Here is a 14,478-nt window from a genome sequence, read left to right on the forward strand (position 1 = left end):
ACGGTCGCCCACGGGCACATGCGACCCTTGTGCTGCCAAGCGGTCGGAAGGTTTCCGGCGGGCGCGCGAACCAACGCATCCGCACTCGCGTCTTACTGCTCGAACGGCGTTCGTGGCGCCTCACCTTGACAGCGGAATCAGATGGGAGCGGCGCAGACAGAGGAGTCGTTTGCCGTGACGCGAATTCAACAGGTAGAATCGAAGCGATTCTTCTGGCGACACGGAGGTTACGGGTCACATGACATCCAACTGGGCTGCAGCCGTTGTAAACGTCCTAATCCTTGCGTTCTTCGTTGTTTGCGCCATCGGCGTAGGCCTCGGAGCCTACGCAGCCTCCGTCCTGAAGAAGGCGGAGGACGCCAAGCGGGAGGCGTAAGCGAGCAAGTCGCTTGATCCACCCACACGCTCTGCTGTGACCGGACGCCCCATTGCCGCTGTAGTGGGGCGTCCGTCGTTTTCTCGAAACGTCCGCCGATTCGCGGAGGAGCGCGACCATGAGAACACGACTCTCTTTGCTGAGCGTTTGCGCACTACTAGCCCTCGCGCTCCTGACGTCCACCGGTTGCTCCGGCGGTACGAGCAGTAGCTCAGAACAGACGTCCTCGTCTGGAGCGGCACTGAGCGCCGTCGCTCCTAGCGGCCAACCGGCAGCAGATACCGCCGGCCCGACGGGCGGAGCCAATGCGGGCAAGGGCACCTCGGCGTCGCCGGATCGCCTTGTCATCACTACCGCCGCCATGAACGTCGGCGTTGACGACCTCTCGGCAGCGGTCGCCTCGATTCGAGCCCTCACTCAGCAAGCCGGTGGCTCGATCTCCCAGCTGACCATCAGTGACAACTCAGAGTCGCCGGCGCCCGAGGCGTCCGCGGCGAACTCGTCGGGAACGCGCCTGACCGGACCGGCCAACGCGTCGCTCACTCTCAGGATTCCGGCCGCTAGTCTCCCCGCCGTGGAGACGAAGGTCGCTGCGCTCGGCAAGCTGGTCTCGCAGACCTCCAGCGAGTCCGACGTCACGCAGCAGCACATCGACATGACGGCTCGGCTTGCGAACCTCCGTGCCGAGGAGACTCGGCTGCGGGCGCTACTCACGCGAGCGGGCACGGTGAGCGACCTGCTCTCGGTCGAGCGAGAGCTCTCGCGCGTTCGGGGTGACATCGAATCAATGCAGGCGCAGCTCGCCTATCTGGAGGGCCAAGCTGCGATGGCCACTCTGACTGTTACACTCGACCAGCCCGGTCCGGTAGTCAGACCTTCTGCGGGCGGCTGGGGACTCGTGGACGCAGTCACCACGGGCGTGCAGGGCGCCGCTGTGCTCGTGCGCGAAATCATCACGGCAATCATCGCCCTCTCCCCACTCATCGTCATCGGCGCTATCGTGTGGTGGCTGCTTGCACGCCGGGCGCGGAAGCATCGCACTCAGCGAGAAGCGCTCGCACAGCCCGCAGCCGCAGCGGGTACTCCGCTCGCCACCGATGTCCCACCGCGAAACCTAGAATCGCCCGACGTTCGCTCTGCCGACAACGCTCCCCCGACGTAGAGGACCGCCCGTGCTCCCTCGACCACGCTTCCGACTTCCACTGTGGGCCGCCGCGGCGATCGTAGCGGGTGCCTATCTGGTTCGCGCTGTGATGCGCGGGATGGACTTCCGTCTCGACTGGCCGGCCGATGCGGTCGCCCTCGGGATGTTCGCGCTCGTGGTCGTCATGGTCGCCTACGTGCGCAACGTGCTCGGGGGCGACACCGCCGAGAAGGGCGATGCCGCGACTTCGCCGCACCCCGAGCACAGCGAAGGCCCGCCGGCGCCCTGAGACGACCTGCGAGCCTTCGAGAGCCGCACGCTGACACCGAGCTAGCCCTTCGACTTGTACGGCTTGCCGTCGGCTGCGGGCGCAACCGCCTTGCCCACGACACCGGCAAGCACAACGACCGTCAAGACGTAGGGCAGCATCAAGAAGAACTGCGGCGGGATCTTGATCACGTTGCTGAAGATCTGCAGCTTGATCTGGAGCGCATCGGCAAAGCCGAAGAGCAGCGACGCGAGAAATCCGAAGCCGGGAATCCAACGTCCGAAGATCATCGCCGCAAGCGCAATGAAGCCTCGGCCGTTTGTCATGTTCTCGGTAAAGCCACCCACCTGCTCCAGGGCGAGGTTCGCTCCGGCCAATCCCGCCATCGCACCCGAGATCAGCACGGCGATCCAGCGGCCGCGTAGCACGTTGATGCCCACGGTGTCGGCCGCGCGCGGGTGCTCGCCCAGCGCGCGAAGCCGCAGCCCCCAGCGCGTGCGGAACATCGCCCACGTCATGAAGACAGCGAAGAACATGCTGAAGTAGACGATGGGCGTGTAGCTGAACACGATCGTGTTGATCCACGTCCACGTCGTGCCCAGAACTCCCGGGCCACCCATAGGGAAGTTGAAGACCGGCGGAATCGTCGGCACCGGGTCGGTCGTCCCTGGGTGGCCGAAGATCGCCTCCATCAGGAAGCCGGTCACGCCCAGCGCCAGCAGATTGATCGCCGTACCTGAGACGATCTGATCGGCCCGCAGGTTGATCGACGCCCAAGCATGAAGCGCCGAGAACGCCATCGCGGCAAAGACTCCGCCAAAGACGCCAAGCCAGGTGTTGTGCGTGAAGATCGCGACAACTGTACCGAAGAAGGCTGAGACCAACATCAGCCCCTCGAGCGCGATGTTGACCACTCCTGAGCGCTCGCACACTGCGGCGCCCATCGCCGCTAGCGCGATTGGGGTAGAGAGCCTCACCGCAGCTGCAAAGAGATCGGGTGTGAGGATCTGCCACAACATGCTCACGCTCCCACCCCCTTCCGCGCGCTGAACTTCTCGATCGACCATGTCACGATCGTCTCGGCGGCAATGGTGAAGATGATCACTGCCTGAATGATGTTGATGACCTTCTGCGAGACGCCCGCCTCGAGCTGCATGGTTCCGGCACCGGCGTCGAGCGCCCCAAAGAGCAGCGCCGCCGCGATCACGCCGAGCGGGTTGTTCTTGGCTAGTAGCGCGACGGCGATGCCTGTGAAGCCGAAGTTGTTCGAGAAGTTGTCGAAAAGACGTCCGTAGACTCCCATCACCTCGACGGCTCCGGCGACTCCCGCCAGCGCACCCGAGATGCACAGCGACTTGATGATCGTCGAGCCCACGGAGATGCCTCCGGCTTGCGACGCGAACGGGTTGTAGCCAACTGCGCGGGCTTCGTAGCCCAGCGTGGTGTACTTCAGAACGGCCCAGATCACGACTGCGAATAGCACCGCGACCACGATTCCCAGATGTGCACGGCCCGTCCCCAAGAACGGGATGATCGCCGAGAGCCTCGGCATCGAACTGCTGGGCGGCAGCTGCGCACTCTGCGGGATGCCGCTATTGTCGGCCAGCGGGCCTGTGACCAGCCACGAGACCACGTACTTGCCGATGTAGGTGAACATCATGGTGGTGATGACTTCGTTGGCGCCGATGCGGACCTTCATGAGCGCCGGGATAAATGCCCAAGCGGCACCTGCCGCGGCGGCGGCGATGATGATCAACGGGATCGCGATAAACGTGGAGAGCCCGCCGAATGTGATGCCAAAGTAGGCGGCGGCCAGCCCGCCCATGTACAGCTGGCCCTCAGCGCCAATGTTGAAGACGCCCGAGCGAAAGCCGTACGCCAGCGCCAGACCGGTAAAGATCAGCGGTGTGGTGCGCAGCAGCGTCTCGCCGATCGCTCGCGGCGTGCCAAAGGCTCCATAGAGCAGCGCCTGGAAGGCGGCAATCGGGTTTCCCCCTGTGGCCACGATGAACACAGAGCTGACCAGCACCGCAATCACGATCGAGATGAACGGCGTGATGGCCTTGATGACGCGCTGCATGCGCTCGCGCTGCATCGCGAAGTCCTTGTCGGCCGAGTCACCGGCCGGCGGTGGCACATCTCGCCCCTGACCCGGGGCTCGCAGCGCCGGCACGTTGTTGAGCGGGTTGGGCGACAGAGGCGTGTCGAAGCCGTCAGACATCCTGCTCACCCCCAACGTGGGCAGGCGTCGGCTCTTGAGCCGTCCCGATCGAACCGGCACGCTCTCCCTTGCCGCCGCCAGTCATGAAGTAGCCAAGCCGCTCCTCGGTGACGGTTCCGGACTCGAACTCGGCGACGATCTGGCCCTCGTACATGACCAAGATGCGGTCGGATAGCGACATGACCTCTTCGAGTTCCATGCTCACGAGCAGGATCGCCTTGCCCCGCTCCCGCTCGCCAAGGATCTGCCGATGGACGAACTCGATCGCGCCGACGTCCAAGCCGCGCGTTGGCTGCGCTGCGACCAGCACCTCCGGGTCGCGGCCGATCTCGCGCGCAACTACGAGCTTTTGCTGGTTGCCTCCCGAGAGGTTCTCGGCTGCGACACGTGGGCTGGGCGTGCGGATGTCGTAGTCCCCTATTCGCCGCTCGGCCAGATCTGCCATGGCTTGACGGTTCAAGATCCCGAAATGCGACACCGGCTGCCGGCTTTGGTCACCGAGGACAAGGTTCTCGGTGATGTCGAACTGCAGGATCAGCCCGCGCCGCTGACGATCTTCTGGGATGAAGGAGACGCCGGCGGCGATGCTGGCAGCGGGGTCGGAGTGTGTTATGTCTTTGCTCTTCAGCCGAATCGACCCGGAGTTGGCTCGCCTCAGGCCCACGATGCTCTCAACGAGCTCACGCTGCCCGTTACCGTCGACGCCGGCGATGCCGACGATCTCGCCCGCACGTACGTCGATCGAGACTCCGCGCACCGCCTCAAGCTTGCGGTCGTCAAAGACGTGCAAATCCGAGATCTGCAGGATCTTGTCGCCGGGGTTGGCTGGTGACTTGTCGATACGCAGCACGACGTCGCGTCCCACCATCATCTTGGCAAGCCCAGCCTCATCCGTGTCGGCCGGGCGCGTCTCACCTACGAGGCGACCCTGTCGCATGACCACGATGCGATCCGCAAATGCCATGACCTCGTCCAGCTTGTGCGTGATGATGACGACTGCAAGTCCCTCGTCAACCAGCTGGCGCACGATCGAGAAGAGCTCGACTACCTCCTGCGGCGTGAGGACGGCCGTGGGCTCGTCGAGAATCAGGAGACGGGCTTTGCGGTACAGCGCCTTTAAGATCTCGACGCGCTGCTGCATTCCTACCGAGAGGTCCATGACTCTGGCGTCGGGATCGACCGCCAGCCCGTAGCGTTCGGAGATCTCTACGACCTTGCTGCGAGCCAGTTTGCGATCGACGATCCCGTACCGCGTGGGCTCAAGCCCAAGCACGATGTTCTCGGTCACCGTCAGCGGCTCGACCAGCATGAAGTGCTGGTGGACCATGCCGATCCCGAGGTCGATCGCTTGCTTGGGGCCCTTGATGCGAACCGCCTCGCCGGCCACGGCAATCGAGCCTTCCTCGGCATCGAGCAAGCCGTAGACGACGTTCATGAGCGTCGTCTTGCCGGCTCCGTTCTCGCCGAGCAACGCAACAACCTGCCCGCAGTAGACCGACAGCGAAACATCGTCGTCGGCCAGAACTCCCGGGAAGCGCTTCGTGATGTGCTCGAGCTGCAGGATTGGCGTGGTGGTCGAGGCGGCTGCGCCGACGCTCGCCGGCGCCCGGTCGTCTGACATCTGGTCTCCTCACGCGTCGGGGGCGGCCGGCTCTGCCGACCGCCCCCGTTGTGTCACCTAGTCATGCGGCAGCGCAAAGTGAACTACTGCGCAGGAGCCGTTGTGGGAACGGTGATCGTGCCAGCTGCGATGTCGGTCTTTGCCTTCTCGACAGCGGCCTTCACATCAGCGGGGATCTTGGCGTCCCAATCGTGGTAGGGGGCAAGGCCAACGCCGTCTTCCTTCAAGCCGTACAGGACGTCAGCGCCGCCCTGAAGCGTGCCCTCGGAAGCCTTCCGAACGGTGTCGAACACCGCGACGTCGACCTTCTTGACCGCAGAGGTCAGAATCGTGTCGCCGATGCCCGGAATCGTCAGGAACTGGTCGGCATCAACGCCAATGAAGATGGCCTTGTTGTCCTGACAGGCCTTTGCGGTGCCCAGGCCAGTCTGACCAGCGGCAGCAAAAACAATGTCCGCGCCCTGGTCGATGAGCGCCTTGCCGTCCTCGATACCCTTCTGCTGATCTGTGAACGAGCCGGCGTAGACGCTCTTGACTACGACAGCCGGGTTGGCAGCCTTGGCACCAGCGATGAATCCGGCCTGGTAGCGCTGCACGGGCGGAATATCCATGCCGCCGACGAAGCCCAAGATCGGCTTGTCGTTGATGCGAGAATCAACGTTGGGCATGGTGGTCAGCTTCGCGGCGAGGTAGCCGGCGAGGTACGCGCCTTCCTGCTCCTTGAAGTTGATACCGACGACGTTCTTGATCGGCGGGCTGAACGACTCATCGATGCCGCCGAAGGTAACGTCCGGATAAGCGGTCGAAAGCTTGGAGACGGTGTCTGTCATCAGGAAGCCGACGGCGAAGATCGGGCTGTATCCGGCGTTTGCGAGGTTGGTGATGTTACTCTCGTAGTCGGTCGGTGCCTTGGACTCGAGAACCTTGATGTCGACGCCCAACTTGGCCTTTGCCTCCTGCAGACCCGCGTAACTCAGGTCGTTGAAGGACTTGTCGCCCAAGCCACCGATGTCGGTGACCATTGCGGTCTTGAGAGTTGCCTTTGCTGGTGTGCTCGTGCTACCCGACGATGCGGGCGTGCTACTCGAACAACCGGCCACGACCGCGACCATGAGCATCGCAACGAGCGCTGCCCCGCCGTACTTGAGCCACTTGGATCTCACGTAAGCTCCTCCTCCTCCAGACAGTGTGATTCCTCCCGCCATTCATTCTAGACCTTTGGCCCTGAGTATTGTCAGCCGCTCTGGGCCTCCCCGGGCACCTGCTAGGACTGCTAGCGAAGTCGCGCCCGTGGGTGTGTTGTCAGGTATTCCTCCCGAACATGGCGCCGGTCAACGTGGGTGTAGACCTGCGTCGTCGAGATGTCGGCGTGCCCCAGCATCTCCTGCAGCGCGCGCAGGTCGGCACCCCCTTCGAGCAGGTGTGTGGCGAACGAATGCCGAAGCGTATGGGGATGCAGTTCGAGCCCGACTCGGCGCCCGTACTTGCGCACCATCGAGAAGACGGCCTGCCGAGACAGCCGCCCTCCCCTCGCGTTGAGGTACACCGCCGAAGAGTCAACTCCGCGAAGCGACGACTTGGGTCGCAGGTAGCGCCTGCCGTCGCGCAAGTATGCGTCCAGCGCGTGCGTCGCCATGCCGGCAATCGGCACGAGTCGCTCCTTGCCGCCCTTGCCAAAGACGCGGATGTAGCCCTGTTTCAGGTCCAGATCGGTGAGGTCCAAGCCGGTCAGCTCGCTGACACGCATGCCCGTGCCGTAGAGGGTCTCGAGGATGGCGCGGTCCCGGAGCCCCGCTGGGCCGTCGGGGAACGGCTGACTGAGCAGCGCGTCGACCTGCTCGATCGACACTACTTCAGGCAGGCGCTCGGGGACTTTGGGCAGCGGCAGGCGGGCCGTCGGGTGGTTCTCGGTGATGCCCTCTCGGACTAGGAACTTGTGTAGCCCTTTGACGGCCGAGACATGCCGCTCGACTGTCGATGGCGCCAGACCGCGCATGCGCAGGTCGGCCACGTAGCCGGTCACGTCGTCGCGTGTCACATCCACGAGTTGGCCCACGCCTCGCGCCTCGAGGTACGCCACGTAGTCGCTCAGATCGCGCCCGTAGGCGTCGATCGTGTGCTGCGAGGCGCCCCGCTCGACGGCGAGGTGTCCAAGGTACTCTGCGACAAGACTGTTCACACGTCCGAGTATAGGTCGTCGGGACCCCGCGCTCCGCGCCGATGCGGCATCGAAACGAGCGAGACCCCCGAGGCTACGTACCTCGGGGGTCTCGGCGGATCGCTTGCAGAGCTAGATCGCGCTGTCGGTGCTGGGTGGAGCTGTCGGCGGCTCGGCCGGTGGCGGCGTCACTTTGGGCGCAGGTGCTGCCGCCGGGGTGGGCGCCGGGGTCGCCGGGGTCGCAGGCTTGGCAGCACTCGGGTTCCTGACCGCGGTCCCTGTCGAGGTCATTTGATCGCGAATGGAAGCCTTGATCGCCCTGACGGCACCGGCCTGCTCGGGGTCGGACTCGGTGAGAGGTCCGGTGGCCTGGAGCTTCTCGGTGGACAGGAGCGTCATGAGCAGGTTGAAGGCGTTGGCGCCACCGCCCCCCTCTCCCTCGCCGCCCGATCCGCCACCCATCTCGACGTATGTGCTCGGCACGATCGGGATCCCGGCGGCCTGGATCGCCGCGGAGAGCTTGGTCATGACGTCTTGGATGAGCTGGAGCTGCGGCCCGCCATAGGCGCGTACCTGCTCCTCGATGGCGATTGCTCGGCCAATGCCGACGCGGGCCTCACGGTCTGCATCCGCCTCGGCGGTCAGCTTGATGCGGGTTGCCTCGCCCGAGGCGAGCAGCTTCACGCGCTCGGCGTCTGCGCCAGCCAGCGTCTTGACGCGCTCGGCGTCTTGCTGTGCGCGCTGGAGTTCGGCTCGGCCGGAGTTCTCCTGGACCTGGATGTTGATCTCTGACTGCGTGAGCATCGTCTGCTGCTCGGCGATGGCCATGGCCTGCTTGAGCTCGCGTTCCTTGTCGGCAGCGATGCGCTGCTTCTCAAACGTCTCGAGCTTCTCGAACGCAACCTGACGGTCGCGGAGCTGCGTCAGGATCTGCTCGATGCGGGTGTCGCCTTCAGGCGAGCGCGGCGTGCCGATCAGCACCTCTTCGAGCTCGAGGTTGTAGTGCGCGAACTTCTCCTTCATGTCGACGCTGGACTGCGTCTGGATGTCGCTACGCTGCTGGATCAGCTCGATGAGCGTCTTGGTCTGTCCGATGTTCTTGAAGTACGCCGAGACCATCGGGTCGAGTGTCTGGTTCACGAGCATCTTGATGTCGCCGAAACGCTGGATGACGAGAGGCGCCTTCTTGTAGTCGATGTGAATGACCACCGAGAGCGGAAGCCGCGGCTCAAAGGCGTCCTTGGTGATCAGTTCGATCTCGGAGAGGTTCTCGTCGTAGCTGTGCGAGCCAACCTCGGACTGGATCCACTTCAGGATGATGTTGGTAGTCGGCACCATGCTGACCGAACCGGCGTAGGTGTTGAACGCGTACTTGCCAGGCATGAGCGGCTCGCTCCACACGCCGCGGTTGCCGTTAGCCACGAGTTCGCCGTGGCGATACTCCTCGCCCGACATATCCTCGCCCTTGGGGCCGTAGTAGCTCACGACCACCCCCGCGTAGCCCACCGGAACGATGATCTTGTTGATCAGCTCGACGGTCGCGAACAGGCGGTTGATGAAGTACGTACCTTCGGTCAGCACCATGTACTGGCGACCACGGTAACCGCCCGCGGCAAGGAACGCCTCTGGGTCTTGGAAGTTGTTGTGGTAGTTGGGGTCGCCCTGCTTGTCGCCGACAGCCGGAGCGATGATGTCGCCCATTGGCAGTGACGGACCGTCGTTGACCGTGATGATGCCGGTCTTGTCGTCGGCGCCCTTGATCACGATCGGGCTGAAGCCATCGACCGAGTTGAGGTGCTGCGCCATCGCCTGGATGGTGCCCTGCTCGGCAGCGGCGCCCATCGGCAGGTAGTAGATGCGCGAGTCGGTGATGATGATGAACTGCGCGAGGTTGAAGGCGTACGTACCTTCACGCAGGATCTGGCGTTGCGGACCGCGCTGGCCGCCCGCGTCCATGAACGCGCGCACGTCTTGGAACGTGTTGCCCTTCACGACCTTGCCCAGTGTCTGGCCCGGAGTGAGCGGAACGCCGTCACGCGCGAACACGTAGCCGATCTTGCCCTGCGAGATCGTAACGAGCGGCATGACGTGGACCTTGTACATGAGCGGCGAGCGGAAGTGGATTCCGCCTCGCAACACGTAGGGCTGGTAGCCGGCCTCGCCGTGCAAGGAGATGATCGCGTCCTTCAGCGAGCCCCTTGGGCTCCACCACTTCTCGACCACGCCCACCTTGTCGCTCGGGATAACACGCAGTCCGAGGATCCACAGCGCGACGATGAAAACAACGAGCAGCACCACTACGAGCGTGAATCCCCCGAATAGAACAGGCACGTTCCTCCCCCTTACGGAGCTCGACAATCGCTGGAGTTTTCTTCCACCGCCAGCATCGCTGCTAACAGCTTCGCCGCGTGTATCGCCAAACGCAAGCGGCCACCCGAGTGGGTGGCCGCCGTAGGTGCGATTGCCGTGCGAGGTGAGTGCTAGGCGATGAGCGACGCCAGATCGACGTAGTCCATTCCGTGAGCGTCGGCGACGCCCTTGTAGGTGATCTTGCCGTCGAGCACGTTGACGCCCTTGGCCAGTGCGGCATCGTCGGCGACAGCCTGCTTCCAGCCCTTGTCGGCGATGGCCAGACCGTAGCGCAGCGTGGCGTTGGTCAGTGCAAGCGTGGACGTATTGGGCACCGCACCCGGCATGTTGGCCACGCCGTAGTGCAGGACGCCGTCGACGAAGTAGGTCGGCTCGGCGTGCGTGGTCGCATGCGTGGTCTCGATGCAACCACCCTGGTCAACCGAGACGTCGACGATGACGGAGCCCGGCTTCATGTGCGGCAGATCTTCCTTGGTGACAAGCCACGGAGTCTTGGCGCCTGGCAGCAGGACGGAGCCGATGACGAGATCGGCAGCGTAGACCTGCTCCTTGATGTTGTGCTTGTTGCTGTACACCGTGCGAACGCTGTTTCCCCAGATGTCGTCGAGGTAGCGAAGACGATCGATGTTGACGTCCATGACGGTGACGTCCGCGCCCATGCCCTTGGCAACGTAGGCAGCGTTCGTGCCGACAACGCCGGCGCCGAGGACGACGACCTTGGCCGGCCAGACGCCGGGGACGCCGCCCATGAGAACGCCACGGCCGCCGAACGGCTTCTGCAGATAGGTCGCGCCCACCTGAGCCGCCATGCGGCCGGCAACCTCAGACATCGGGGCGAGCAGCGGAAGCGTGTGGTTCGGAAGCTCAACGGTCTCATACGCGATGCAGACAGCGCCAGAGCCGATCAGACCAACGGTCTGCTCGTAGTCGGGAGCAAGGTGCAGGTACGTGTAGAGAATCTGGCCCGGACGCAGCTTCGCGATCTCGACCGGCTGCGGCTCCTTGACCTTGATGACCATGTCGGCCTGGGCAAACACCTCGTCCGCCGTGTCGACCAGCTGGGCGCCGGCGGCGGAGTACTCGGCGTCGGTGAATGAAGAGCCGACGCCGGCACTCTTCTGAATCAGGACCGTATGGCCGTGGACGACGAACTCGTGGGCGCCCGCGGGGGTCATGCCGACTCGGAACTCATTGTTCTTGATCTCTGAGGGAACTCCGACGATCACGTGCGCACTCCCTTTCGTGGTTGGCGATCCTGCTGCCGAGGATTGATCGGCGATGTTTAGACTCGGGCCGTCGTGGCCCCAAAACGTGACTCAGTGTACGCTTTCCACGCATAGGTTCAAGGTCGTTTTGCATATCGAGCAAGCTTGGCGCGGGAGTCGTACAATCGATATGGCATATTGTTGGCGATAGGCCGAGGGGGCCAGATGATCGAGTACCTTCGAATCCCCAAGAACAAGTTCTGGGGTTGGGTTTTCTCTTCTCTAGCGATTGGGCTTCTCTTGGGTGCCGTGGGCGCGTACGCCATCGCGCGAGCATCCTCGTCTAAGCAGATCGACGACCTCAAGAAGCAGGTTGCGACTCAGACGTCGCAGGCCGCTTCATCGGCATCCGCGTTGCAGGCTCAGATCGACAGCCGCGACGCCTCGTTGACCGCGCTCGCCGCCAAGAACACGGCACTGCAGCAGCAGGTCGACTCGGCCAAGAAGCCGTCGAGTGGCTCCTCTTCCTCCTCGTCATCCACATCGTCGACGGTCACGCTTGAGGTGCTCTCGCGTTCGGTCAGCCCCTCCACCGTGGCGACCGGCGACAACATCACGCTCACCGCGAAGGTCCAGGGGCACCCCGACAAGGTCACGATGCGCATCTACAACAACACTATCGGCTACGACCAGTCGTTCACTCTCTCTCGCTACTCGCACACCTCGACAACGGAGACGTGGCGTCGGACGACCAGCGCGCCCAAGAAGAAGGGCACGTACCGCTATTACGCGACCGCGTATCTCGGCGGGAAGAGCGCCACGATGCCCAACGGCAGCGCCGTAAGCTTCAAGGTCGAGTAGTCGCGGGCACGCATTCGCTCAGTTCAGGCGCTAGAACGACTCCCCGCATGCGGCGCGTGCCGCAATCTCCCCAGCGGCGTACGCCGCCGCGAAGAATGCCGGGTCCTCGGCTGGGCCGCGTCTCATCGTCGTGACGGCGATACCGCGGAGATCCGGCGCCTCGTCGTACGGCGTGTACGCGTGGGCAGGACGGTGGAGACCCCAGACTCCCGCACCAGCGAGACGAGCGGCGATCTGCTCGGCGAGTTCGGCGGGCAGCGCGGGTACGGCTACAAGCGCTGGTGCCAGAGCAATGCCGGTGAGCGCGGCTAGCGTGTGATGACTCACGACACGATGGCGCTGTCGCGCGTCGGCGAATGACACCCTCAACGCGGCGATCGGAGTGCCCCCAAGCGCCGCCACCGCGTTGATAGCCTCGCCCTGCGCCACTCCACCGTGCCCGAATGGCGTGGCCGTGCCCACAACCCCAGGTCCGATCGCGACGATCGCTACGTCGGCGCTCGCGACGTATTTGGCGGCCAGGAGTCCCGAGTGCAGGTTGACCGACTCGAACTCGCCCCCAAACGCCTGACCGCACGAGATCGTCGAGTCCAGCAAACCTGCTGAAACGCACGCCCGCACGACATCGGAGAGCGGGAGTGAGAGCGATGCAGAGTCGGTCATGCAATATGCGATACGAAGCGACGGGTCGAACGTCTTGATCGCGGCCGCCGCCAGCGGCACCTGGCTGTGCAAGCCGCAACACACCACGGGTAGGCCATCGAGGCCCGTGGCCTGCGACATTACCGAGTGGTGGGGGCTCTCGGGCGACTCCACCGATAGCACGTCACGCTGCATTGGCGTGTAGCGCAACTTCATGATGTGGCCGCCGCTGGGTTCGTCGAACGCGACGCCTTCTATGCCATCGGCTCGAACGAGAACAAAATGGCGCCCGCCCGTCCCTAGACCGAGCCCGACGGCCGTCGTGTTGAGCAAGATGCGGTCGCCTTCGACGCACGCGCCACAGAGCGCCGGGTAGCAGATCGCCGAGCCAGGCTCCCCCACGTCGAGCGCAACGACCAGCAGCTGGAACCCGGTGGCTTCTTGCTCGACGGCCGTGACGGTACCCCAGACGAGGCGCATGTCAGGCTAGCGCTCCTCGGCCATGCGTTCGGCAACGGCCACGCAGATGTGCGTCAGAGCGACAAGGTCGGCGACGGCGATCTGCTCGTGGACGCCGTGCACGCCCCTCATGCCGCACGCGAGCGCCAGCACGGGGATTCCCTTGCCCGCGAAGACGTTGGCGTCCGAGCCACCACCCGTGCGAAACGTTCGCGGCTCGATGCCCGCTGCGTGACAGCCGTCGGCGACCAGGGCAACAAGCGGCGAGTCGTCGGGATAGACGAAGCCTTCGTACTCGCGAGTCCATACGACATCGACGCTGCCACCAGCCTCGTCCGCGGCAGCGCGAAGGGCCGAGTCCATCTCGGCTTTGAGCGCCTCAACCACTGCGCGGTCCAGCGAGCGGCATTCGCCGGTGACGTCGCAGCGAGCGGCGATGACGTTGGTCGCCGTGCCGCCCCGAATCGTGCCGACGTTGGCCGTGGTCGCGTCGTCCAGCCTGCCGAGCCGCATGCGGCTGATAGCGTCGGTCACCATGAGGATGGCGCTTACGCCGCGCTCCGGCGCCACCCCCGCATGCGAGGCGCGCCCGAAGAACTCTGCGGCGAACGTGTAGTGCGTGGGCGCTGCGGTGACGATACCCCCCGGCGAGCCCTCCGCGTCGAGCACGAGACACAGGTCGCAGGCGGCATCGACCGCCGTGTAGTATTTGGCGCCGATAAGCCCGACCTCTTCTTGCACGCTGAACAGCGCCTTGAGCTTGGGGCGCGGACCACCGCTCTCAACCAGGCGTTCGATTGCTTCTAGCGCCGCGGCGAGTCCGGCCTTGTCGTCGGCGCCCAGCACCGTCTCGCTCTCGGCGACGACGATCCCGTCCTCCACGCGCGGCACGACGCCTCGGCATGGCTCGACGCAGTCGAGATGCGCCGAGAGGGCCAGGACGCCCGGGCCGGTACCGGGAAGCTCGGCGATCAGGTTGCCGGTGTCCGAGCCGGTCGCACTCGCGCTGTCGTCGAAGCGCACGGTGAATCCCAGCGAGCGCAACTTCTCGGCGCAGTAGGCGCCACACGCCGCCTCGAAACCCGTCGGGCTGTCGATCCGGACGAGGTCGAGGAAGGTCGACAGCAGGCGGTCGTCGCTCAAAGGCACTCCC

Annotated in this window: 13 protein-coding genes; 4 read left to right on the top strand and 9 right to left on the bottom strand. The window is 64.5% G+C overall.

Annotated features, from left to right (window positions below):
* Window positions 1-238 precede the first annotated feature (238 nt).
* From P4L93_01965 to P4L93_01975, 3 genes are all read left to right on the top strand, one after another.
* The gene (locus P4L93_01965) at window positions 239-376 is read left to right on the top strand and encodes a hypothetical protein (protein ID MDR3685711.1); all 138 of its coding nucleotides are present in this window, start codon (window positions 239-241) and stop codon (window positions 374-376) included.
* Window positions 377-494: 118 nt separating this feature from the next.
* A complete protein-coding gene (locus tag P4L93_01970) occupies window positions 495-1,538 on the top strand; it encodes a DUF4349 domain-containing protein (GenBank protein ID MDR3685712.1) in 1,044 nt (347 codons plus the stop codon).
* Between the two features lie 10 nt (window positions 1,539-1,548).
* The gene (locus P4L93_01975) at window positions 1,549-1,809 is read left to right on the top strand and encodes a hypothetical protein (protein MDR3685713.1); all 261 of its coding nucleotides are present in this window, start codon (window positions 1,549-1,551) and stop codon (window positions 1,807-1,809) included.
* Between the two features lie 41 nt (window positions 1,810-1,850).
* Here P4L93_01975 and P4L93_01980 read toward each other — a convergent pair whose 3' ends face one another.
* From P4L93_01980 to ald, 7 genes are all read right to left on the bottom strand, one after another.
* Window positions 1,851-2,807: an ABC transporter permease gene (locus tag P4L93_01980; protein ID MDR3685714.1), complete on the bottom strand. Its 957-nt coding sequence runs from the start codon at window positions 2,805-2,807 to the stop codon at window positions 1,851-1,853.
* 2 nt (window positions 2,808-2,809) lie between these two features.
* Window positions 2,810-4,009: an ABC transporter permease gene (locus P4L93_01985; GenBank protein MDR3685715.1), complete on the bottom strand. Its 1,200-nt coding sequence runs from the start codon at window positions 4,007-4,009 to the stop codon at window positions 2,810-2,812.
* Entirely contained in the window at window positions 4,002-5,630 is a 1,629-nt protein-coding gene (locus P4L93_01990; protein ID MDR3685716.1) for an ABC transporter ATP-binding protein, read from the bottom strand. The genes P4L93_01985 and P4L93_01990 overlap by 8 nt, the downstream gene beginning before the upstream one ends.
* A gap of 83 nt (window positions 5,631-5,713) precedes the next feature.
* Complete coding sequence (locus tag P4L93_01995) at window positions 5,714-6,793, bottom strand: BMP family ABC transporter substrate-binding protein (GenBank protein ID MDR3685717.1); 1,080 nt, start codon at window positions 6,791-6,793, stop codon at window positions 5,714-5,716.
* A 110-nt stretch (window positions 6,794-6,903) separates the two neighbouring features.
* Window positions 6,904-7,809, bottom strand: coding sequence for a site-specific tyrosine recombinase XerD (gene xerD, locus P4L93_02000; GenBank protein MDR3685718.1), 906 nt, complete (start codon window positions 7,807-7,809; stop codon window positions 6,904-6,906).
* Window positions 7,810-7,920: 111 nt separating this feature from the next.
* A complete protein-coding gene (locus P4L93_02005; protein ID MDR3685719.1) occupies window positions 7,921-10,119 on the bottom strand; it encodes an SPFH domain-containing protein in 2,199 nt (732 codons plus the stop codon).
* A gap of 149 nt (window positions 10,120-10,268) precedes the next feature.
* On the bottom strand, window positions 10,269-11,384 hold the full coding sequence (gene ald / locus P4L93_02010; protein ID MDR3685720.1) for an alanine dehydrogenase: 1,116 nt from the start codon (window positions 11,382-11,384) through the stop codon (window positions 10,269-10,271).
* Window positions 11,385-11,588: 204 nt separating this feature from the next.
* Between ald and P4L93_02015 the strand changes: the two genes are divergently transcribed.
* Window positions 11,589-12,224 carry a hypothetical protein gene (locus P4L93_02015; protein ID MDR3685721.1) on the top strand — a complete coding sequence of 212 codons (636 nt, stop codon included), beginning with the start codon at window positions 11,589-11,591 and terminating at the stop codon, window positions 12,222-12,224.
* Between the two features lie 30 nt (window positions 12,225-12,254).
* Here the strand turns inward: P4L93_02015 and P4L93_02020 are convergent, their stop codons facing one another.
* Both P4L93_02020 and P4L93_02025 read right to left on the bottom strand, forming a co-directional pair.
* The gene (locus P4L93_02020) at window positions 12,255-13,346 is read right to left on the bottom strand and encodes a DUF3866 family protein (protein ID MDR3685722.1); all 1,092 of its coding nucleotides are present in this window, start codon (window positions 13,344-13,346) and stop codon (window positions 12,255-12,257) included.
* 6 nt (window positions 13,347-13,352) lie between these two features.
* Window positions 13,353-14,468 carry a M20/M25/M40 family metallo-hydrolase gene (locus tag P4L93_02025; GenBank protein ID MDR3685723.1) on the bottom strand — a complete coding sequence of 372 codons (1,116 nt, stop codon included), beginning with the start codon at window positions 14,466-14,468 and terminating at the stop codon, window positions 13,353-13,355.
* Window positions 14,469-14,478: the final 10 nt, after the last annotated feature.

This window comes from Coriobacteriia bacterium, assembly GCA_031292615.1.
Classification (GTDB): Bacteria; Actinomycetota; Coriobacteriia; order Anaerosomatales; family JAAXUF01; genus JARLGT01.

Excerpts from the sequence above, each read along its gene's own strand:
- P4L93_01980 (MDR3685714.1), bottom strand. The coding sequence starts at position 2,807 with ATGTTGTGGCAGATCCTCACACCCGATCTCTTTGCAGCTGCGGTGAGG.
- P4L93_01990 (MDR3685716.1), bottom strand. The coding sequence starts at position 5,630 with ATGTCAGACGACCGGGCGCCGGCGAGCGTCGGCGCAGCCGCCTCGACC.
- P4L93_01970 (MDR3685712.1), top strand. The coding sequence starts at position 495 with ATGAGAACACGACTCTCTTTGCTGAGCGTTTGCGCACTACTAGCCCTC.
- P4L93_01985 (MDR3685715.1), bottom strand. The coding sequence starts at position 4,009 with ATGTCTGACGGCTTCGACACGCCTCTGTCGCCCAACCCGCTCAACAAC.
- P4L93_02015 (MDR3685721.1), top strand. The coding sequence starts at position 11,589 with ATGATCGAGTACCTTCGAATCCCCAAGAACAAGTTCTGGGGTTGGGTT.
- P4L93_02020 (MDR3685722.1), bottom strand. The coding sequence starts at position 13,346 with ATGCGCCTCGTCTGGGGTACCGTCACGGCCGTCGAGCAAGAAGCCACC.
- P4L93_01965 (MDR3685711.1), top strand. The coding sequence starts at position 239 with ATGACATCCAACTGGGCTGCAGCCGTTGTAAACGTCCTAATCCTTGCG.